Annotated in this window: 17 protein-coding genes; 10 read left to right on the plus strand and 7 right to left on the minus strand. The window is 70.4% G+C overall.

All coding sequences use genetic code 11. From position 1 onward, the window contains the following. Positions 1 to 7 precede the first annotated feature (7 nt). Positions 8 to 2,092: a serine/threonine-protein kinase gene (locus ACWD01_RS15485; protein ID WP_451161969.1), complete on the plus strand. Its 2,085-nt coding sequence runs from the start codon at positions 8 to 10 to the stop codon at positions 2,090 to 2,092. Positions 2,093 to 2,261: 169 nt separating this feature from the next. On the opposite strand, the gene ACWD01_RS15490 is transcribed toward ACWD01_RS15485, so the two are convergent. The 7 genes from ACWD01_RS15490 to eccB form a co-directional block, all read right to left on the minus strand. Next, on the minus strand, positions 2,262 to 2,561 hold the full coding sequence (locus ACWD01_RS15490) for a WXG100 family type VII secretion target (protein WP_451161971.1): 300 nt from the start codon (positions 2,559 to 2,561) through the stop codon (positions 2,262 to 2,264). A gap of 69 nt (positions 2,562 to 2,630) precedes the next feature. Beyond that, a complete protein-coding gene (locus ACWD01_RS15495) occupies positions 2,631 to 2,978 on the minus strand; it encodes a WXG100 family type VII secretion target (protein WP_451161973.1) in 348 nt (115 codons plus the stop codon). A gap of 101 nt (positions 2,979 to 3,079) precedes the next feature. Next, entirely contained in the window at positions 3,080 to 4,345 is a 1,266-nt protein-coding gene (locus tag ACWD01_RS15500) for a S8 family serine peptidase (RefSeq protein ID WP_451161975.1), read from the minus strand. Positions 4,346 to 4,370: 25 nt separating this feature from the next. Next, complete coding sequence (locus ACWD01_RS15505) at positions 4,371 to 6,173, minus strand: hypothetical protein (RefSeq protein ID WP_451161977.1); 1,803 nt, start codon at positions 6,171 to 6,173, stop codon at positions 4,371 to 4,373. 6 nt (positions 6,174 to 6,179) lie between these two features. Further along, positions 6,180 to 6,653 carry a hypothetical protein gene (locus tag ACWD01_RS15510; protein WP_451161979.1) on the minus strand — a complete coding sequence of 158 codons (474 nt, stop codon included), beginning with the start codon at positions 6,651 to 6,653 and terminating at the stop codon, positions 6,180 to 6,182. 193 nt (positions 6,654 to 6,846) lie between these two features. Next, positions 6,847 to 8,088: a type VII secretion-associated serine protease mycosin gene (gene mycP / locus ACWD01_RS15515; RefSeq protein ID WP_451161981.1), complete on the minus strand. Its 1,242-nt coding sequence runs from the start codon at positions 8,086 to 8,088 to the stop codon at positions 6,847 to 6,849. 14 nt (positions 8,089 to 8,102) lie between these two features. After that, on the minus strand, positions 8,103 to 9,629 hold the full coding sequence (eccB, locus tag ACWD01_RS15520) for a type VII secretion protein EccB (RefSeq protein WP_451161983.1): 1,527 nt from the start codon (positions 9,627 to 9,629) through the stop codon (positions 8,103 to 8,105). Between the two features lie 182 nt (positions 9,630 to 9,811). Between eccB and eccE the strand changes: the two genes are divergently transcribed. The 9 genes from eccE to ACWD01_RS15565 all read left to right on the plus strand — a co-directional run bounded on the left by eccE (position 9,812) and on the right by ACWD01_RS15565 (position 21,818). Continuing rightward, entirely contained in the window at positions 9,812 to 11,149 is a 1,338-nt protein-coding gene (gene eccE / locus ACWD01_RS15525) for a type VII secretion protein EccE (protein ID WP_451161985.1), read from the plus strand. Then, positions 11,149 to 11,865: a hypothetical protein gene (locus ACWD01_RS15530; protein ID WP_451161987.1), complete on the plus strand. Its 717-nt coding sequence runs from the start codon at positions 11,149 to 11,151 to the stop codon at positions 11,863 to 11,865. The genes eccE and ACWD01_RS15530 overlap by 1 nt, the downstream gene beginning before the upstream one ends. 198 nt (positions 11,866 to 12,063) lie before the next feature. After that, a complete protein-coding gene (locus ACWD01_RS15535) occupies positions 12,064 to 12,297 on the plus strand; it encodes a DUF397 domain-containing protein (RefSeq protein ID WP_366707719.1) in 234 nt (77 codons plus the stop codon). A 445-nt stretch (positions 12,298 to 12,742) separates the two neighbouring features. Continuing rightward, positions 12,743 to 15,742 carry an SCO5717 family growth-regulating ATPase gene (locus tag ACWD01_RS15540; RefSeq protein ID WP_451161989.1) on the plus strand — a complete coding sequence of 1,000 codons (3,000 nt, stop codon included), beginning with the start codon at positions 12,743 to 12,745 and terminating at the stop codon, positions 15,740 to 15,742. Between the two features lie 199 nt (positions 15,743 to 15,941). Further along, a complete protein-coding gene (locus ACWD01_RS15545; RefSeq protein WP_451161991.1) occupies positions 15,942 to 17,816 on the plus strand; it encodes an ABC transporter substrate-binding protein in 1,875 nt (624 codons plus the stop codon). Between the two features lie 3 nt (positions 17,817 to 17,819). Continuing rightward, the gene (locus ACWD01_RS15550) at positions 17,820 to 18,869 is read left to right on the plus strand and encodes an ABC transporter permease (RefSeq protein ID WP_451161993.1); all 1,050 of its coding nucleotides are present in this window, start codon (positions 17,820 to 17,822) and stop codon (positions 18,867 to 18,869) included. Then, entirely contained in the window at positions 18,866 to 19,831 is a 966-nt protein-coding gene (locus ACWD01_RS15555) for an ABC transporter permease (RefSeq protein WP_451161995.1), read from the plus strand. The genes ACWD01_RS15550 and ACWD01_RS15555 overlap by 4 nt, the downstream gene beginning before the upstream one ends. After that, positions 19,828 to 20,823, plus strand: coding sequence for an ABC transporter ATP-binding protein (locus tag ACWD01_RS15560; RefSeq protein WP_451161997.1), 996 nt, complete (start codon positions 19,828 to 19,830; stop codon positions 20,821 to 20,823). Before ACWD01_RS15555 ends, ACWD01_RS15560 begins: the two co-directional genes overlap by 4 nt. After that, positions 20,820 to 21,818 (plus strand): ABC transporter ATP-binding protein, encoded by a 999-nt coding sequence (locus ACWD01_RS15565; protein WP_451161999.1) that lies wholly within the window; start codon positions 20,820 to 20,822, stop codon positions 21,816 to 21,818. The genes ACWD01_RS15560 and ACWD01_RS15565 overlap by 4 nt, the downstream gene beginning before the upstream one ends. Positions 21,819 to 21,861 lie beyond the last annotated feature (43 nt).

Genomic DNA, 21,861 nt, shown 5'->3' on the forward strand with positions numbered 1-21,861 from the left:
CGTCCTCGTGAAACCGCTCAGCACCGGCGACCCTCTCCGACTCGGACCGTACCGGCTCTTCGGCGTTCTTGGAGAAGGCGGTATGGGCAAGGTTTACTTCGGCCATGACTCCTCCGGCAGCAGGGCTGCGGTGAAGGTGCTCCGCCCCGAACTGACCCATGACCAAAGCCTGGCGCAACGCTTCGTCCGCGAGGCGCAACTGGCGCAGTCCGTCACCAGCACGGGCGTGGCACGGGTGCTCGGCACACACACCGACGGCGGGCGGCCCTGGATGGCCACCGAGTTCCTGACCGGCCCGACGCTGGACGATGCCATTCGCAGTCACGGGCCTCTGGACGAGCCGACTCTGCGCGCCCTGGCCTCTTCTCTGGCCCGGACACTGGCCGACATCCATGGTGCCGGGCTGGTCCACCGCGACCTCAAGCCCGCCAACATCGTGATGACCTCGGCCGGACCTCGCGTCATCGATTTCGGCATCGCCCGGCCGGAGCACGGGCTCACTCTCACGACGACGGGTCAGGTCCCCGCCACCCCCGGCTTCGGTGCTCCCGAGCAGGTGCTGGGGCGGCGTGTCGGGCCGGCGGCTGATGTCTTTTCCTTGGGGGCCGTGCTGATCTACGCGATCACAGGTGCCCAGGCGTTCACCGGAACCCACATCGCGGCGGTGCAGTACGAGGTCGTGCACGGAGAGCCTCGTATGGACCGGGTTCCGCCGCATCTCGCGCCCCTGATCGGCCCCTGTCTCGCCAAGGACCCGGCACACCGGCCGACGCCCGATCAATTGGCAGCGGTGTTCGCGCCTGTCCGTGGCGGGCGGCAGGTCTGGGGTCACGGGCCGCTGGCGGCTGACATCAAGGAGCGGGAACGCACGATCAACCACGTGACCGCTGTGCTCGCCGGCTCAAGTGCCGGTGGCATGTCACGACGGCGCCTGCTCACCACTCTCGCGGTGGTCGGCGCAGCGGTCGCAGCAGGGGCGGGGGCCACGGCTTGGTGGCTGAGCGATCGGGGTGACCCGGGCCCCTACTCCCTGCCGCCGGCAGCGGACACCCCGACGGCCGACCCGGTCGGAGTGACGGCAGGGGACCCCAAGCCGCTGTGGGGCCCCGTGGAAGTGCTCGACGAGGCGAAGGGCGGACTCGTGCCAGTACGCGATGTCCTGCTCGCCATCGGCGTGCCGGAGGGTGGACTGGCTGCCCACAACGTCGTCGACGGCAAGCGCCGCTGGCACGCCCCCAGTGCGGTCGCGGAGGCCGGCGTCGTCACCCTGTCGGACGCGCTCGTCGCAACCGTGGACAAGAAGGGCGATGTGGTGACGTTCGTCGCCTCGTCGGGCGAGCCGCGCTGGTCGGTCCCCGCCTCCGCGAAGTACCTCCTCGCCGCCGACGAATCGGCCGTGTACGTCATCACCGAGAACGACCGGCTCCGCGGCATCAGCCGCTCCGACGGCAGCGTCCTCTGGACCGTCCGCCCCAGGGTCTTGCTGAACGCCGAGACCCGTCCGCGCAGTGTGGCCGGGGGCGGCCGACTGGTGATCGCGACGGCCAAGGGCCGCGTCCTGGCTGTCGACACGGCCGACGGGCAGGAGGTGTGGAACATCGACGACCAGTCGCCCACCGGACAGGCCGGCCTCGGCCCCGTGCTGCACGAGGACATGGTCCTGATCAACGGTGCCACGCTGACCGCTCGGGCTCTTTCGGACGGCGGCGAACGGTGGGCGAAGACCATGACCACCGACGGCAAGGTGCAGCCCTCAGGCCCCCCGCTCGTCCGCGACGGCTTGGTGTACTGCACCCGGGGGCCCTACGTACTGGCCTTCGATGTCACGGACGGCGCCGAAGTATGGACATCCTCGAAGGGTGCCTCCATGGAGAGCCCCGTGGCAGTACAGGGCGACGCGGTGGCCGCCATCAGTCCCGAAGCAGGCGGTGGAGAAGGCTGGGAGATCCATGCGATGTCGCGCCGCGACAACAGGCACGTCTGGAGCCGCCCACTGCCGAACGACGCCGGCTCCTACTGGGTGCACGGGGACGGCAACCGTTTCTTCGTAAGGGCGGGGGCGGAGGTGGTGGCTCTGCCGGTGTTCACGTAGGGAACTTTGCGGCGAGGAGCGGAGCACTCATGGCCCAGCCGGCGTGTCGGTCCAGGCCTCGCATCAGGCAGCCGGTTACCTCGGACGGACCGGCTCTCCGCCTCGGCGCAGCAGTGGGTGGGCACCCCTCGCGCGTGCCCACCCACTTGGTTCCGTACTGCTCGCGCTGCTAGAGGAAGTAGCTGGCTGCCCTCTTGTCGCCACCCATGTAATCGCCGCCCGCATTGGCAACGATCTTGCCGATCTCCCTCAGGGCCTGGGTGATATCGCCGGCTTCCCTGGTCCACTGCTCCTGTTCCTGGACATAGGCAGTGTGCGCTTCACCCTCCCAGCCGGCGGCGACGGCGTCCATAGCCGACTTGATGGCCCGCAAATCCTCTTCAAGCTTCTTGGCCTGATTGCCCAGTACGGTTGCCGTCGCGTCGAGCGCGCCATACTTGACGACTAGCCCGTCGTAGTTCGTGGTCATGATTCCCTCATCTCCGCTGTTGTGGTCTTTCAGCTCTCGGCTCACCGAGAGCGGTTCCGCACAATTGCCCTAAAGGGCACTGAGGTTCGACTTTGCCGTGGTACCCACACCGAGGTCTACGTTGATCCTCTGCACAGCGGCACGAACGTCGTCCTCGGTGCCGTCCTTGATCTTCCTCGACTGGCTCGTCGCCTCGAGGAACTTCGCCAGGATGTTGCCCAGGTTCACCATCGAGGAGTTGATCTCCGCCTGCTTCGTGTTGAAGGCCCCGGCGCCGATACCCTTCCACTGGCCCTCAAGGCTGTCGATCGTGCCCTGGATCTGCTGGAGCTGGCCCTTGATCGATTCAAACTTCAGGTACAGCTCCTGCTGGAGCTTGCCTACTTGCTCGTCTGAAAGCCGCTGGCCCTGTGACACAGTTGCGGTTCCTTTCTGAATGCCGTTGTGAGTGGCTGGGTTGTGCGCCACCCGGCGTTGGCGGGTGGCGACCGACTGGAAACGAAGATCTGTTGGTCAGGTCAGGCGCTTCGACGCTTCCGTACGACGGCGAACGCGACTCCCGCGAGGACGACAGCAGCGGCCGCCCCGCCGATGACGAGGCCCAGTTGGCTGTCGGCCTCAGTTTCCGTACTGGAGCCTGCCACAGTGGCATCGGCTCCGGGCTTGCCCTCAGGAGCCTGTGACGAAGCTGACGCAGAGGGCTTTGAGGGGGCTGCCGACGAGGAGTCGTTACCGGTCGGCTGGTTGGTGAGCGGGCTGATGTTCGCGTCACCGGGCTTGCCGAGGCCGCGGTTGATGTGGGCGCCGGGGCGGACGACTCCGTGGCCGTAGTAGTTGCTCAGCGTCTTCTTGTTGCCGTCCTTGCCCGCGCCGGCGGACTCGAACATGACCCGTAGGACCTGGTTGGCGGTCCACTCGGGGTGGGCGGACCAGATCAGCGCGGCGGAGGCGGAGGCGATTGCGGTCGCGGCGCTGGTTCCACCGTCGCCGTCGCAGTAACGGGTGAAGGTCTCGTCGCACCACTTGGGGATGTCGCCACCGGGAGCAGCCAGATCTACGACTTGGCCGTGCTGGGAGTAGTCGTCCACTTTACCCTCGGGGCTTGCGGAGGCCACACCCACTACTTCCGGGTACTTGGCGGGGTAGGACGGCTTGTTGTCCATACCGCCATTGTTCCCAACACCGGCGATGAGCAGCTTCCCTTTCTCCTGCGCGTACTTAATGGCCGCATGTTCCGCATCGTCCTTGAACTCACTACCGAAGGACATGGAGACGATGCGAGCGTCGCTGTCGGCGGCGGCACGGATGGCCGTCGCGATGCTTGCCTCGTTCACGTTCTTGGGCTTAAAGCCCTTACCGACAATGCGCATGGGAATGATCTCGGCCCCTGGCGCAAGACCGTGGAGCCCACCTCCCTTGCCGCTGCCGGCGATGAGTTCGGCCATGGTGGTGCCATGCCCCGTGTAGTCGTCCGTGACTTCACCCGCAGCATCAGTGGCATCGAGACCGTCGAGCACCTTGCCTTTGAGTGAAGGCGTGTCGGGATTCACTCCCGAGTCAATGACAGCGACCTTGATGCCTTCTCCGGTCGTGGTCTTCCAGATCTTCTCCACGTCCATGGCATCGAGATACCACTGCTTCGACCGCATGTCCTCTGCGGCCGCCGGTGCGGCGAAGCCGACAACACCAGCGCTCCAGACCATTGCCGTGGCCAGGGCGCAGAACGCGCCCCGACGAATGCCGGAGACGCCGAGGCCTCCCACCCGGTTCTTCCTTGACGTCATCCCGACTTCCGAACCTTTCGTGTGCTCACTCGATCACCGGGGGCGCGGCAGGACGGCGCCTGGCCGCCCACGTCCTTTCCTCTTCGGTCAGGTAGTCCGGCCGCGTGGCGTCCGCGTTGTCCTGGTCGTCCTCGGGGCGGCGCTGGTCGCGTCTGCCGCCAAGGACAGCCGCTCCGCCCGTCGTGTATCCGCCCGCACCGGGACGCGGGCCCCGGCCCGTGTCCCGGGATGCTCCTACGATGCCACCGCGACCGGAAGGCCCCGGCCTCGCGGGACGCTGCCCGGACTGGGCCCCGGATCCACCGACCACGCCGGCCTGACCGGGCCTCGCGACCGCTGGACGGCCCTGCGTCGGGCCGTCGGCGCCAATGACGTTTCCTCGTGGAACTCTGGAGCCCGACGAAGCCGTTGTTGCTCGCTGCGGAGTCCCGCCGACGATCCCATCGGCACGGCCTCGCGGACCCGCGGCCCCCGGGGCACCCGCACGCCCGACCCCGGGCTGTCCCGTGGCTGTGGGGCGCCCTGTCATGGGTCCCTGACCCGTGGGACCGGGCCCGCCCGCTCGGCCGGCAGGACCGCCGCCGGTTGCTGTCGGACGGCCCATCATCTCGCCGGAACGACCAGTCGCCGTAGGACCGGTGCCGGGTATTCCAGGGCGACCGCCGGTCGCTGTCCGGCCCATCGGTGGTGTACCACCGTGCGTCTGGCCGGTGCGTCCCGTGGCTGTGGGGTTCGGGCCTCCAGGAATACGAGGGGCTCCTGATTTGCCCGTGGCCTTGGCAGTGCTCTTGACCGAGTTCGGTGGAATACCAGGCAGCACAGGCGGCATGGTGTTCGTCTGTCCCGTCGGTCCCGTGACAGGCGGAGCGGTCGTCGGGCCTGTAGGCGCCGGCGGCGACTGGGGCGGCGCCACGCTGTCGATCACCATGGACGTCTCGGAGGCCCGGGGTGGCAACACGGACCTGACGGATTCATGGGCCGCCTGGCCTCGGAACCCAGCTTCCTCCGGGCTTGTGGAGTAAACGTCGGGGGCAACGGGCCGCGACGACTGCGAGCTTGCGTGCCCTTCCCCAGAATTGGGATCGTACCAACCGGGCGTAGGCCGCGGCACCGCCGCCTTCAACCCCTCCGGGAGCTGCGGCTCCGGCTGGCTTGCCAGCGTCCCGCGGGAGACCGCGTAGTAGGACGCCAGGCGGTTCATCAGGTTGATGGCCTCCTGGCGGTCCTTCTCGACCGCGACGGCCTTCTGGTACTCCGGGTTGTCCGGGGTCCGCTCCGCCTCCGCGAAGTGTTGCGGCCGCTTCTCCACGGCCCGGCTGTCTCGCGGGGGCTTGGAGTTGCGCACGGTGGTCAGGCCCGTGCTGGCCACCTTCATCTGGGCGCCGACCGTGTTCGCGTACTTGCTGACTTCCCAGGCATGCTGGACCAGGCCCGTGCTGTACTCCTGGAAAGCGGTCGCCCCCTCGCCTGTCCAGTCGGTCTTCCTGACGAACTCGTCGAGCTCCTTGGCCGCCTTGTTGAGTGCCTCGTTCGCCTTCTGCAGCGCGTCGCCGGCGTTTTCCAGCTCGCTCGGTACCGCGCTGTCGAGGATGTCGAGCATGCGGTTGAGGTCGGTGTTCTCGAAACTCGAAGAACCGAAGAAATTCCCGCCGTTACGGTTGAACCCGAACATCGAGGGGAGATTGTCGACGACCTTGACGACGGTATCGGTTGATTTGAGCCTCTCCTTCACCTCATTCGCCGACTCCTGTTGCGCCGCGATGTGCTCGGCAGGGGTCGACGGCGGCTTCTCCGCGGGCGGTGGTGTCGGCTGCTTCTCGTCACTCATGAAACGTCACCCCATGTCCGTGGGCAGGGACTTGTCGTCGTCGCGGGGCTGCTGCTGCCCGTTCGGCTGGTCCTTCTCGCGCCGCTCCTGCTGCTGTTCCCGCTGCTCGTCCAGGCTTGCCTTGATGGAGTGGAACCGCTGGCGGAGGTCTTCCTCGAGGTTGCCGTACCCGACGTCGGCACCGTGGACGGCGATGCTGAGGATCTCGATCTGGTCGCCCAGTTGCTTGGACAGTCTGACGATCGACTGATGGACCCGCTGGTACTCGGAGTAGAAGTCGTCCGCCTCCGGGAAGCCGCCCGCGCCCGAAGGGACACCGAACGAAGCGCGGGTGACGGTCGCCTGGGCGACCTTCGTGCTGCTTCCGGGGCTGCCTTCCAGCTCGCTGAGGAGCGTGGTCACCTTCTTGTGGAAATCCTTCAGCGCGCCCAGTCCGCGCTTCAGGTCGCCTGCCCCGCCCCCACCACCTGCGTCGAGCACGATGCCCGTACCTCCCCGTTTGCCCCAGCCTGGTCACACATTGCGATCGTGGTGACTCGCTGTCCTGGCGATTGCGTTGCAACCACTCTAGTCACTGGCTATGACAGGCCCAAGTCCCTTATCCCCTACAGGGATCCCTGCCTGAGACGCCGACTCCGGCCTGTGCGGTTGCAACCGGAGGGCGTGGTTCTCGTCACGGTGCGCCACCTGTGGCCGCCCGCCGCGACCGCCGCCGTGAGTCGCGCAGGGCAACCGCTCCGCCGGCGATGGCCGCGACGAGGACGCCGCCGCCCACGAGTACATACGTCGCGAGGCGGGCATTGCGTTCGTCCGGCGTCTCACCCAGATGCAGCTTCGCCGGGGTGGGGGCCTCGACGTTGGTCACGCCGCCGCCGGCGACCGGCTTGTCGATCGGCTTGTCGTCCTCCGTCAGGGCGCGGACCGGGTCGACGACGCCCCAGCCGACCAGCCGGTCCGGGCCGGCCGTTGAGCGCTCCGCGGTCTGCTGGAGCTGGGCGACGATCTGCTCCTGCTCCCAGTCCTTGTGTTTGCTCTTGACGAGGGCGGCGACCGCCGCGACGTAGGGAGCGGAGAAGCTCGTGCCGTTGTCGGCGCAGTGGCCGCCGCCGGGCACCGTTGTGATGATGTCCACACCTGGTGCGGCGATGCCGACGAAGTCGCCCGACTGGGAGAAGGCGGCACGTTCGTTGTTGCGGTCGGAAGACGCGACAGCCAGTACGCCGTCGTACGACGCCGGGTAGGTCTTCTTGACGTTGCCTCCGAGGCCGTCGTTGCCCGCCGAGGCCACGATCACGACCTCCTCGGCGAGAGCCCTGTCGACGGCCTTCTTGAGCAGGGCCGTGGGCTCGACGGCGTTGGCCGTGTCCTGGGAGATGTTGATGACCGACGCCTCCTGGTCCACCGCGTAGTCGATGGCCTCGGCCAGGGTCTTCGCGGTGCCGTGCCCGTCGGCGTCGTTCTGCTGGATCGGAATGATCGTGGCGTCGGGAGCGAGCCCCACGAAACCGGTGCCCTTCGCAGGACGGGCGGCGATGATGCCGGCGACCTTCGTGCCGTGGCCCACGGTGTCCGTGGTGCCGTTCTCCTTGCCGCGCTCGATCTTGTTGCCGTTCTCGTCCTTCAGGTCCTTGGGGAGCAGGTTCGTGCCGCTCCCGGCGTCGACGGCGGGACGGAGCTGGGGGTGCTTGGTGTCGACGCCGGTGTCGATGACGGCGACCCTGACGCCCTTGCCCGTGGACTGCTTCCACAGCTCGTCGAGGAGGACGCGCTGCAGCGCCCAGGGCCGGCCTTCGTACTTCTCTCCGGGATAGGTGCACTGGCCAGGGGCGGCGACGGCGGGTGCGCTCGGCAGGCCGATGAGGGTGATCGCCGTGGCGGCCGCGGCCGCGGTCAGGCGCCTTTTGGTGAAGGTCACGTCTGCCTCAGTCCTCACGAGCCCTGCGGCTGGCGGGCGGCGCCGGTCGACAGGCGGGGCCCGGTCGGCAGGAAGGACGACCAGGCTGCGGGCACGGGGACCGGGTCGACGTCCTTGTAGCCGAGGCGGCTCTGTGCCTGCTTCGCCTCCTGGAGCCGCCGGCTCTTCTCCTCCGCCGAACCGGAGGCGCCGATGCCGGAGTCGTCGGTCGCGGTGTCGCCGTTGGACTGCATCGCGTACCGCAGCCCGGTGTCGGTGACCAGGAAGAGGAAACCGGAATCGGTGGTGGAGCCCTTGAACTGCCGGAAGAGCTGGCCCGATCCAGGCGTGACGTAGGCGCTGCTGGACCCCGTCGGAAGGGGCGCCGGGAAGCCGGTCCCGGCCCAGGTGCTGAGGGTGGTGGCGCCGGTCTTCCCGTCCACCTCGCGCAGCACGTTGCACACGGTGTTACGGCTGCCGTCCGCGGTGCTCGCCGAGTTCACGGGCTCCGGGGCGAGTTGCGGCCACTTCTTGTCCTGCCCGAACGCCTTGCCCGGCTGGAAGGCGGCGGCGCTCACCGACATCGCCCGGCCGGCCTGGCCGAGGTCGATGAGGTCCTTGCTGTTGAGCAGGAGTTTCGCGGTCAGGTCGGAGACCGGGGCGACCCGGCCGGGCAGGACGACGTACTGCTGGTTCTTGGTGCCGTCGGTGGCGGTGAGGACCATCCCGACCCGGTTCGCCTCGGCCGCGAGGTCACCCGGTACGCCGGCGGCCTCGCCGGGCACGCCGGGGATCTTCGGGAAGGTGATTCTGTCGCCCTTGTGCAGGGTGTCCAGCCACGCCGGGGAGACCCGTTGGGGCACCCGGCCCTGACCGACGAGCTGGCGCAGGAGCAGTTCGTCGTCCGCGACCGGGTACGCGGTCCCCGCGGCGTCGATCACGTGACGGTCCTTGTCCTGTCCCTCGACGTAGATCAGCTCGCCGCCGCGCAGCCGGTTGGTCCCCTCGGTCTTGTTCTGCTCACGCTCGGCGAATACGAAGGCCGCCTTCTGGATGGCCCGGCCGCCCTCGCCCGGCCGCTCGCACACCGCCCACCGTTTCGCGGCTCCTGCCTGCTTCGCGTCGGGAAGCCGGTCGGGCGCGTACGGAATGCCCAGGGTGGCGCCGTGGGGGATTTTGCCGTTGTCGAGCACCGACTCGTCGACGTTGATGACCTTGCCCTTGTCAGGGTCGAGCAGGAGCTTGGCGGAGGACATGTTCAGCACCGGGTGGAGCTGAGTCTTTCCGTCAGTCTTCAGAACCACGTAACGGGTCGTCGATTTGCTGGCGATGATGACGTTCTCACCGGGCGCGTTCCACTGCTTCGGTGCGACGGGCTTGAACATTCCCCAGGCCCCGAAGACCGCCAGAATCACGACGCCGACGATGGCGCCGGGGACCACGGCACGCAGCGGGCGCGGGGCGCCCTCCTCGGATCCTGTCGCATTCGGCTGGAGGAACTGCGCGACAAGCCTTCGCTTCGCGAAGGTGTAGGCGTTGAGTTCGTCCCGTCGTGATGCCATCTGTCCGCTGTCCCTCTCCCCCACTGGGCGACCAGGTTCCCACACTCATCGAGACGGCCTGCCGTCCTACCGGCCCCCTACTATGCCTGCTGGCGCTTGCGCCCCACTGCTCAGGTAGGGTGATCGCCCGGTCAACGTCCAATGGATTCTGGTAATTACGGACACGAGGGGGCAACGCGGCGATGAGTACCGCGACTCGCACGCGAAGTGGGCGGACTCCCGCTCGAGCCCCCGGCAATTCCCGACGGCAACGCCGCAATGGAGCCCCTTCCACCACTGCGCCGCAGGCCGTTCCGGCGACGACCACCCTGCGTCCTCTCTCCCGCACCAGCCGCGTGGGACCCTTCGAACTGCGGCAGCTGGTGCTCGTCGAGGCGGGACTGGCGCTGGCGGCCGTGGGAGTCGCACTCGGTGGTCTCTGGCTGATCCCCACCTGCTCGGTGGCGTCCGTGCTGGTACTGCTGGCGGTGATACGCCGACGCGGTCATGCCCTGCCGGACTGGCTCGCCACGGTGGTGGCCCTCCGTTCCCGCAAGCGAGCCTCCGCGCCTTCCGCGGCGGACGTCGACGCCTCGCTCGCCCCCGTCGTGGAGGGGGTGCCCGGGATCCGGCCGTTCCCCTACGTCGACCGCGAGCGCCGCACCGTCGGAATGCTCGGTGACGGCACGTTCCTGACCGCGGTGGTGCGGGTGGAGGCGAGCGGGGCGGCACTGCGCCCGGCCTCCGGAGCCCGCGCGCTGCCGCTGTCCCTGCTCGGCGACGCCCTCGAAGTGGACGACATCGCGCTGGAGTCGGCGCAACTGGTCCAGCAGGTGCGTTCGGCTCCCGCGCCGCATCTGCCCCAGCAGTCGGTGGCCCGGCTCTCCTACGCGCCGCTCCAGGAGCGGACCGGCGCACCGGCACTGCGGATGACGTGGGTGGCGGTCAAACTCGACCCGGAGCTCTGCCGGGAGGCGATCGAGGCCCGTGGCGGCGGCGTCGCGGGCGCCCAGCGATGCCTGGTTCGCATGGCGGACCACGTGGCGAGCCGTATCACCGGCGCCGGCTTCCAGGCGGTGGTACTGGACCAGGAGGAGCTGAACTCCACCATGGCGACTGCCGCGTGCGCGAGCCCCCGGCTGACTGCCCGCCCCGGCGGTCCCGACACGGCACCGCAGCGGCGTACCGCGGAGACGGCACGCGTCTGGCGGTGCGACGACCGGTGGCACACCACCTACGCGGTGGGACGTTGGCCGGACCTGGGCCGTGGCGCGACGCCGCTGCCGAAGCTGGCGTCGCTGCTCACCGCGGCTCCGGCGTACGCGACGACCTTCAGCCTCACGGTGCGCCGTGGCGTACGACAGGGGACCATCGACGTGGGTGGGCACGTGCGTGTCACGGGGGGCTCCGACACCGAACTGGTCGGTGTCCGGCGGGTGCTGGAGCAGGCGGCACGGTCGGCGAAGGTCGGGCTGGTACGCCTCGACCGGGAACAGTTGCCCGGCGTGCTGGCGACCATGCCGCTGGGAGGTGCCCGCTGATGGCCCGGTCCGCAACGAAGCGAGCTCTTCGGGGAGTCCTCGGCCCGCGTCACCCCGGACACACGATGGCCGCCGATCACCTCGGTGCGCTCTCCCTGCCGGTCGGGGACGACGGCGTCGTGATCGGTGACGACGCGGAGGGCCGCCCCCAGATCGTCGGCTTCCACCGTTCGGCTCCGTACGAGGTGCTGCTGATCGGCGGTCTGTGGACGGCCCAGGTGCTGGCACTGCGCGCGGCAGGCACGGGCGCTCGGGTGGCCGTGGAAACAGGCCGCCCCCAGGAGTGGACCACCCTGGCGCAGGCCGCGGGTGCCGGTCTGCAGTGCATCACGCTCCACGACGTGGGCCGCGTCCCGCCGATGGGTGCGACGGTGGGAAGCCCTGTGGTCGTGGTGCGGGACTGTGGCATGCGGCCACCGCGCGGCCGCGTCGTCTCCTCACCGTGGCAGTCCGTGCTGACGCTGCTGCCGTACCTGAGCCCGGTGGCGCCCCGGCTCCTGCGGGACTCGACCATGGTCGGCGTCCAGCGGGTCTCACCGCAGGAAGCCGCCCAGATCGGACGGATTCTGGGGCTGTCCAAGGGCGAGAGCGACGCCCTGCCGACTCTCGCGGACGGTGTGACCCTGTGGTGCTCCGGACGTGAACGCCAGTGGGTGCTGACAAGCGGTACGGACGCGGAGACCGGTCTCCTCGGGGTCGCCCGCCGGATGGACTGACTGCCTTGCCCGCGTACGGGCAGGGCAGCCCGGTTTTCCTCGCGTCACCCCCCAGGTGGACAGTCCGGTGGACGCCCGCCCCCGGCGGCTGAGCTGGCCTAGGATGCCGTAGGCGAAGGCGCGGGACACTCCGCTGTCCGCCGCCCCTTCGGCGTATGGGGCACGTCATCTCGGCTTTTACCGAAAGGAAGTTGAACCATGGGGAGCCAGCAGGAGAAGGACGAGCTGTACGCGCTCGACATCTCCGGAGTCGAGTGGCACGGCGCCCCCGGCACGAGCCCGGACGAGGAGCGCGTGGAGATCGCCCACCTTCCCGGCGGCGCCGTCGCGATGCGGTCGTCCCTGGACCACGACACGGTCCTGCGTTACACGGAAGCCGAATGGCGCGCTTTCGTGCTCGGCGCTCGCGACGGCGAGTTCGACCTGCGCTGAGGCGCGGATCAGAGCGCGTTCACCTTCGATCCAGGTCGGCGCCCGATGGCCCGGGGGCACGGTTCCCGGCCTCGCCGATCCCGGCCGTGCGCGTCGTCATGCGGTACGTGACGACCGACGCCGAGACCGGATTGTTGGGCAGCGCCCGGCGGATGGACTGAGCGGGGCGGTTCCGTACGAGGTTGTGCCGGTTTGCCCCGGCGGATTTCTTGCGCTCCGGTGTACCCGGGTCACCTGGGGGCAAGGCGTGATGTACGGGACAGTAGCCGACGGCAGGACGGGCCTGCCGTAGTGGTGTGGTCGGCGATTAGGGTGGGTCGGGGCACGGCGGAAGAACCTGCGGGCGTACCGGCCGCGTCCCAGGGGGAGAGCCGGGCCGATCCGAAGAAGGCGGTGGCCCCCACCCACGACGGCACAAGGGTGCTCGACCACACCAGGAGGCAAAGTGAACGGCGATCGGGACGACATCCACGGGGGCTGGAACATTCCCGTCGACGAGTCCGACGCGGAGCCCGCAGAGATGACGGGTGAGTTCACCATCGACTACACCCCGCCTGCCTGGTACACGCAGAACGCGTCGGGCGACACCTCTGGCGGGGGCTCCGGACAGGCGCCCACGCCGCCGCCCCCGCCGCAGGGTGCGCCCGTGGCCGTGCCGGGGCTGCCCTCGGGGAGCGGCTACGAGCCCAACTGGGCGGCCACACCCGCTCCGTCCGCGCCGCAGGAACCGGCGCCCGCCTCACCTCCGGTCGTGCCGGCGCCCTCGCCCGCACCGGACGACGCGCAGGCGTCCGGGCCGGCCGCCGCTCCGGAGCCCGCGGCCGCCTCCGCCGAGCCGGACGAGTCCGAACTGTCGTGGCAGTCCTTCGGGGGCGGCAGCGATGTGGAGAGCGGCGCCACCATGCGCTTCTCCCCCGCCGCGCTGCAGCGTGAGATCGCCGAGCGGGCCGCGGCGGAGGCCGGCGGGGCGGATGGCCCCTCCGCCGAGTCCGCCGAGCCCTCGCCCCGGGAGGAGCCGGAGGCAGGCCCGGAGCTCCCCGCGGCGGACGACGCCGCGCCGGAGGACGGCAACGCGGACGGGGACGCCGAGCCCGGCGACAGCACGTTCGGCAGCACGGCCGAAGAGCCCGCCCCCGCCGGCACGTCTGCCGAGGACTCCACCGACGACCAGGACGCCGGCACCGACAGCACCGACTCCGACGACCGCGCCGACGAGCCCCAGGACGCGGGCCCGTCCGCGGACGACGAGCCCTCCGACGCCGCACCTGCCCCGGCCGCCGCCGCTCACAACGCCCCGCCGGCTCCCGCAGAGCCGCAGGACTCCCCCGCGGCCGGTCAGCCCTGGGCGCCGACCGCGCAGGGCGGCGGACTGCCGCCGCTCCCGCCCGAGTTCCAGCCGGCCGCACCGGCGGCGGCCCCGCAGTGGCCCGCGTCCCAAGCACCTGGCGCGGACCTCTCCGCGCTGGCACCGGGACAGCCGGCCGGCTACGGCTTCCCGCACCCGGGACAACCGCAGCCCGGACAGCCGCAGCCGGGCCAGCCCGCCGCCCCTGCCCCTGCGCCGGCCCCCACGCCGCAGGGCGGGTACGGCTTCCCGCAGCAAGGCGCCCCCGGCCAGGCACCCCAGAGCGGTTACGGGTTCCCCCAGCAGGGCGCCCCTGGACAGCCCCAGCCTCAGGGCGGCGGTTACGGCTTCCCGCAGCCGACCCAGCCGCACGCGCAGCCCGCGCCCGGCGCCCCCGGCCAGGCACCCCAGAGCGGCGGCTACGGCTTCCCCCAGCCGGGCCAGCCGCACTCCGGACAGCCCGGCCCGGGCGCGCCCGCGCCGCTCCTCCCGCAGGCCGCCCAGCCGCCGCACGCACAGCAGCCCCAGGCCCAACCGCCGCACGGCCAGCAGCCCCAGCCCCAGCCCCAGCAGGCGCCTCCCCAGCAGGGCGGGCCCCAGAACCAGAACCAGCCCGGGTACGCGTACCCCCACCAGCCGCCCGGTCCGCCCGTCGACCCGCGTACCGCGGGGGCCTGGCCCACGCCGGTCACGCACGACCAGCGTGAGCGTTCGGTGCCGGGCGCTCCGCTCGGCTACACGGCGGCCGTCGAGCTGTCCTCCGACCGGCTGCTGCGCAACAACAAGCCGAAGCCCAAGTCGAGCCGGAATCCCTCCGGCGCCAACCGCTTCAAGCTCGGCGGCAAGAAGGAGGAGGCCGAGCGGCAGCGGAAGCTCGACCTGATCCGTACGCCGGTGCTGTCCTGCTACCGGATCGCGGTCATCTCCCTCAAGGGCGGTGTCGGCAAGACGACGACCACCACGGCGCTGGGCTCGACGCTCGCCACGGAGCGGCAGGACAAGATCCTCGCGATCGACGCCAACCCGGACGCCGGCACGCTGGGCCGCCGGGTGCGCCGTGAGACCGGGGCCACCATCCGAGACCTGGTCCAGGCGATCCCGTACCTCAACTCGTACATGGACATCCGCCGCTTCACCTCGCAGGCGCCCTCCGGTCTGGAGATCATCGCCAACGACGTGGACCCTGCCGTCTCGACGGCGTTCAACGACGAGGACTACCGGCGCGCGATCGACGTGCTGGGCAAGCAGTACCCGATCATCCTCACCGACTCCGGCACGGGCCTGCTCTACAGCGCGATACGGGGAGTGCTGGACCTGGCCGACCAGCTGATCATCATCTCGACGCCGTCCGTCGACGGCGCGAGCAGCGCGTCGACCACGCTGGACTGGCTGTCCGCCCACGGGTACGCCGAGTTGGTGCAGCGTTCGATCACGGTCATCTCCGGGGTGCGCGAGACCGGCAAGATGATCAAGGTGGACGACATCGTGCAGCACTTCCAGACGCGCTGCCGCGGCGTAGTGGTCGTGCCGTTCGACGAGCACCTCGCGGCGGGCGCGGAGGTCGACCTCGACATGATGCGGCCGAAGACGCGTGAGGCGTACTTCAACCTCTCCGCGCTGATCGCCGAGGACTTCGTGCGCGCCCAGCAGCAGCAGGGGCTCTGGACGGCGAACGGCAACCCGCCGCCGCAGGCCGCCCCGCCGATGCCGGGCCACGGCCAGGGACCGTGGCAGGGCCAGCCGCAGCCGGGGCAGCCCGCACCCGGGCACCAGGGACAGCCGCAGCCCGGCCAGCCGGGCCCTGGCCACCCGTACCCGCCTCAGCCACAGCACCCCCAGGCACCGCACCAGCCCCAGCCCCCGTACGGCGGACCCCAGCAGGGATACCCGCCACAGGGCCAGGCCTGGCAGCAGCAGGCTCCCCCCGCCCAGCAACAGCCCCCGGCCCACCAGGCCCACCCGGCCGGTCCGCAGCCCCCCGGGGCCGGCGGACCCGAAGCTCAGGGGCAGGTGCAGGGGCAGGTTCCGCCCGGTCATTTCCCGCCCGCCGGATGGCCGCAGCAGCAGCCCCCGCAGCCGCCGCCAGCCCCTCAGCAGTAACGCGACAGAGGTCTGAACCAATGAGGGCCCGCACCGACTCCCCGGTGCGGGCCCTCGTCGTATTCCCGCAGCCCACACGGTGTTTGAGGGGCCGTTGACGCGGCATGACCACCCTGATAAACCTTCGCTTCACCAGCTGGCGAACCAGAGATCACCAACCCGCCCTCTCCGTGCGAGTAATGACGCGAGGTCACTGTCCATGGTTACAACGGCATCACCCCAGAGCACCCGGCAACGTCCCCGCTTCCGATTGGTCCTCGCCACTGGCGTCGTGGCCTCCGCACTGGTGACGGCAGGCGCCGTGGTCCCCCAGGCCCAGGCACAGCCCCGGACGCAGGCCCCAGCGCAGGCACAGGCCGCCGACGACGACGGCAAGCAGGTCCTCACCGTCGCCGTGTCGCAGAGCATCGACTCGCTGAGCCCGTTCCTGGCCCAGCGGCTGGTGAGCACCTCCATCCACCGTCTGGCCTACGACTATCTGACGAACTACGACCCCAAGGACGGCCACACCGTCCCGGGTCTCGCCACCGAGTGGAAGTCCTCGGCGGACAAGCTGACGTGGACGTACACCATCCGCGACGACTCCGAGTGGTCGGACGGCAAGCAGGCGACCGCCGAGGACGCAGCGTGGACGTTCAACAAGATGATGAGCGACCCGAACGCCGCCACCGCCAACGGCAGCTTCACCGCCAACTTCAAGAAGGTCACCGCGCCCGACCCGAAGACGCTCGTCGTCGAGCTGAAGAAGCCCCAGGCCACGATGACGGCGCTGGACGTGCCGATCGTGCCGAAGCACGTCTGGGAGAAGGTCGGCGACTTCTCGAAGTTCAACAACGACAAGCAGTTCCCGATCGTGGGCAACGGCCCGTTCGTCATCACGGACTTCAAGGTCGACCAGTACGTGAAGCTGGCGCCGAACAAGACCTTCTGGCGCGGGACGCCCAAGTTCGACGAGCTGGTCTTCAAGTACTACAAGGACGGTGACGCCGCGGTCGCCGCCCTCCAGAAGGGTGAGGTGTCGTTCGTCCAGGGGCTGACCCCGGCGCAGGCGAACGCCCTGAAGAGCGCCGAGAACATCAAGGTCAACGACGCTCCCGGCCGCCGCTTCTTCGCGCTCGCCACCAACCCGGGCGCGCAGTCCAAGGACGGCAAGAAGTTCGGCAACGGCCACAAGGCGCTGCTCGACCCGGCGGTGCGCAAGGCGCTGTTCCACGCCACCGACCGCGCGACCATCGTCGACAAGGTCTTCCAGGGCCACGCCGTCGAGGGCGAGGGGTACATCCCGCCGCGCTTCGGGTCGTACTTCTGGAAGCCGGCGGCGGGCCAGAAGATCGGCTACGACCCGGCGGAGGCCGCCCGGCTTCTCGACGAGGCCGGCTACAAGAAGAACGGCAGCGGCAAGCGCGTCGGCAAGGACGGCAGGGCGCTCGACTTCCGCATCCTGTGCCACGCCACGGACCCGAACGACAAGGCGATCGGCAAGTACCTCCAGGAGTGGTGGGGCGAGCTCGGCATCGGGCTGAAGGTCGAGTGCCTCGACAACGTGTCCGACCCGTGGCTCAAGGGGGACTACGACCTGGCCTTCGACGGCTGGTCCGTCAACCCCGACCCGGACTTCGTCCTGTCGATCCACACCTGCGCGGCCCTGCCCGCCACCCCCAAGGACACCGGCGCGACGGACAACTTCATCTGCGACAAGCAGTTCGACGACCTGTACGCGAAGCAGGCCGTCGAGTACGACTCGGCCAAGCGCGCCGATCTGGTGAAGCAGATGCAGTCGCGGCTGTACGACACGGGCTACATGAATGTCCTCGCGTACCCGAACGCCGTCGAGGCGTACCGTACGGACCAGATCAAGTCCATCACGACGATGCCGGAGGCGGCCGGCAACATCTACGGTCAGGACGGCTACTGGAGCTGGTGGTCGGCCGAGCCGGCCGCGGCCGGCGGCAGCTCGGACACCGGCTCCTCCGCCGGTGTGGTGGTCGGCGTCGGCGCGGCCGTCGTCCTCGCCGCCGCACTCGGGCTGTTCGTCGCGATGCGTCGCCGTTCCACCGCGGAAGACCGTGAATAGTCGATGAGCACGACAAGCACGACCGGCACGACCGCTGTGGCGCGGGCCCACGAGGCCCGCGCCGCGAGCGGGAACGTACGCGCCTATCTCCAGTACGTGGCGGGCAAGCTCGGCGGCGCGGCGGTCTCGCTGCTCGCCGTCCTGGTCACCAGCTTCTTCCTCTTCCGGATCATCCCCGGCGACCCGGTGAAGGCCATGACCCACGGCGCGCCGACGTCGGCCGAGCAGATGGCCACGCTGCGGCGGCAGTTCGGGCTGGACAAGCCGATGTGGCAGCAGTTCACCGACTACTGCGGGAGCGCTCTGACGGGCGACCTCGGCATGTCGTACCAGTTCCACGCCCCCGTCGGCGATCTGATCGTCCAGAAGGTCCCGGCGACGCTGCTGCTCACCGGGGTCGCGGTCGTCATCTACTCGGCGATCGGCCTCTGGCTGGGCACCCGTTCCGCCTGGCGGCACGGCAGCCTCGGCGACAGGGTCAACACGGGCCTCGCCCTGACCCTGTGGTCCGTGCCGGGCTTCTGGCTCGGGCTGCTGCTCATCATCACCTTCTCGGTCGGCGTCGGACCCATTCCCGGGATGTTCCCGACCGGCGGCATGGAGTCGGGCGACGAGACCGGCTTCGCGTACGTGCTCGACGTGGCGCACCACATGGTGCTGCCGGTCCTCACCCTGGTCGCCGTGGGATACGCCCAGACGCTGCTGGTCATGCGCTCGTCGCTGCTCGACGAGATGGGCAGCGACTATCTGACGACGGCGCGGGCCAAGGGGCTGCGCGACGACATGGTGCGGCGCCGCCACGCGGTGCCGAACGCGCTGCTGCCGACCGTCACGATGGTCTTCATCAACCTGGGCCATGTGGCCGCCGGTTCGATCCTCGTGGAGACGGTCTTCTCCTGGCCGGGTCTCGGCGGGCTGTTCTACCAGGCGCTCAGCGTGCCCGACCTGCCGCTGGTGCAGGGGTTGTTCGTGGTCTTCGCCGGCGCGATGATCGCGATGAACCTCCTCGCCGACCTGCTGTATCCGCTGCTCGATCCCCGGGTGGGCCGATGACGACGACACCGACGCCGCCGACGAAGACGACACGGCCCGCGCACGGCACCGGGCCGGACGCCGGGCGCGCCCGGACCGCGAGGTCCCTGGCCCGGGAGCGGCGCCGCCACTCCGTGGCCCGCTTCTGGCGCTCGTACCGCGGCCACCGCGCGGGACTCTTCGGACTCGCGGCACTGGCGCTCATCGCGCTGACGGCGCTCACGGCGCCGCTGCTCGTCGGCGGCGACGTGCAGAGCGTCACCAACGCGCCCGGCACGGCCATGGAGAAGCCGAGCGGTGAATTCCCCCTCGGCACCGACCAGTTCGGCCGTTCACTGCTCGGGCTGCTGGTGTGGGGAGCCCGTATCTCGCTCACCGTGGGGCTGCTGGCCGCCGCGCTGTCCGTGGCCATCGGCACGCTGGTCGGGATCATCGCGGGCCACTACGGCGGCTGGCTGTCGACCGTGCTGATGCGGATCACCGACTGGTTCCTGGTCATGCCCACGCTGGTGCTGGCGATCGTGCTGGCGACGGTGATGTCCCGCAACATCTGGACGGTGATCATCGCCATCGGCGTCGCCAGCTGGCCCACCACGGCACGGCTCGTCCGGGCGCAGACCATCGCCGTGGAGTCCCGGCCCTACATCGAGCGCGCCAAGGCCCTCGGCGGCGGACACGGCCACATCATGAAGCGCCACGTCCTGCCGAACGTGATGCCGCTGGTGCTCGCGCAGACCACGCTCGGCATCTCCAGCGCGATCCTGACCGAGGCGACGCTCGCCTTCCTCGGCCTGGGCGACCCGACCGTCGTCTCCTGGGGCGGCATGCTCCAGGACGCGCGGGAGGCGGGCGCGGTGTCCTCCGGCCACTGGTCGTACCTCGCACCGCCCGGCATCGCCATCGCGCTCGTGGCGCTCGCCTTCACCCTGTGCGGGCGGGCCATCGAGTCCGTACTCAACCCGAAGCTGGGAGTGGCACGTTGAGCCAGCTCGAGGTCAAGGACCTGCATGTGACCTACGGCTCCGGGACCCGGGCGGTGCCCGCCGTGCGCGGCGTCGATCTGTCCCTGGCGGCCGGGCAGAAGCTCGGCGTCGCCGGCGAGTCCGGCTGCGGCAAGTCGACGCTGGCCCTGGCACTGCTGCGGCTGCTGCCCGCCTCCGCGAAGCTGACCGGCGAGATCCTGCTCGACGGCGAGGACGTCCTCGCCATGAAGTGGGGCCGGCTGCGGGCCGTACGGTGGGCGGGCGCGTCCATCGTCTTCCAGGGCGCGATGCATTCGCTCAACGCGGTGCACCGGGTCGGCGACCAGATCGCCGAGCCGATCCTGCTGCACCGCCGGTCCACCCCGGCGGAGGCGAAGCGGCGCGTCGGCGAGCTGCTCCAGCACGTGGGGCTGCCCGCGGCCCGCGCCGACGCCTATCCGCACGAGCTGTCCGGCGGACAGCGGCAGCGCGTCATGATCGCCATGGCCCTCGCCTGCGATCCGCGGCTGATCGTCGCCGACGAGCCGACGACCGCGCTCGACGTCATGATCCAGGCGCAGATCCTGCGGCTGATCGAGCAGTTGGTCGCCGAGCAGGACATCAGCCTGCTGATGATCAGCCACGACCTGGGGGTCCTCGCCGACACCTGCGACCGCCTCGCGGTGATGTACGCGGGCCGGGTCGTCGAGGAGGGCCCCGCCCGCGCGGTGTACGACCGCGCCGAGCATCCCTACGGGCGGGCGCTGTCCGCCGCGTTCCCCCGTATCGGCGACCCCGCGTCGCGCCGGGCCCCGCGCGGGCTCCCCGGCGACCCGCCGGACCCGTCGTCGCTGCCGAGCGGCTGCACCTTCCACCCGCGCTGCCCGGTCGCCCTCGACACCTGCTCCGAGCAGGACCAGGAACTGGTCGCGACGGCCGAGGGACACCGGGCGGCCTGCGTGCTGGTCGGGGCGGCAGCCGGTACGGGCGCCCGGACGGAGAAGCAGCTGTGACACAGGAGCCCCTCGTGACCACCTCTCCCCTGCTGTCGGCCGCCGGGCTGCACGTCACCTTCCCCGGCCGCCGGGGCGACCCGTCCGCGCGGGCCGTCGACGGCGTCGACCTCGACATCGGCTCCGGCGAGATCGTCGCCCTCGTCGGCGAGTCCGGCTGCGGCAAGACCACCCTGGCCCGCTCGCTCCTCGGCCTGGTGACGCCGACCTCCGGACGCGTCACCTTCGGCGGGGAACCCCTCGGCCACGGCTCCCGCGCGCTGAAGGCGTACCGCAAGCGTGTGCAGCTCGTGCTCCAGGACCCGAGCGGGTCGCTCAACCCGCGGCACACCGTCTACGACGCCGTGGCGGAGGGCCTGCGGATCCACGGTTACGCGGGCGACGAGCGCGCGGCGGTCGCCGAGGCGCTGTCCCGTGCCGGTCTGCGCCCGCCGGAGCGCTTCTTCCTGCGCTACCCGCACGAGCTGTCCGGCGGTCAGCGGCAGCGCGTCGTCATCGCGGGCGCGCTGGTCCTCGAGCCGGAACTGATCGTCGCCGACGAACCGGTGGCCTCGCTCGACGCGTCCGTACGCGGCGAGATCCTGGCGCTGCTGCTGCGCCTGCGGGACGAACTGGGCCTGTCCGCGCTCGTCGTCACCCACGACCTGGGCCTCGCGTGGAACATCGCGGACCGGGTGGCGGTGATGTACCTCGGGCGGATCGTGGAGTCCGGGCCGGTGGAGGACGTCCTGACGTCGCCGCAGCATCCGTACACCCGGGCGCTGCTTTCGGTCCTGCCGGAGTCGGAGGGCGACCCGGTGGTCCTCACCGGCGAGCCGCCGGACCCGTCCCGCATCCCGGATGGCTGCCGATTCCACGCACGCTGCCAGGTCCTCGCCTCCGGCGAGGCGGACCGGACGGACGTCGCCGACCTGTGCCGCACCCGCGACCTGCCGGTCCTGCCGAACGCGCACGCCCCGCAGGTCGCCTGCCACTGGGCGACGGCATCCCCCTGAGAATCCGGCTCGAAAAAATCTTCCGGAAAACTTCGGCGGCGAT

It is taken from the genome of Streptomyces sp. NPDC002835 (assembly GCF_053591995.1).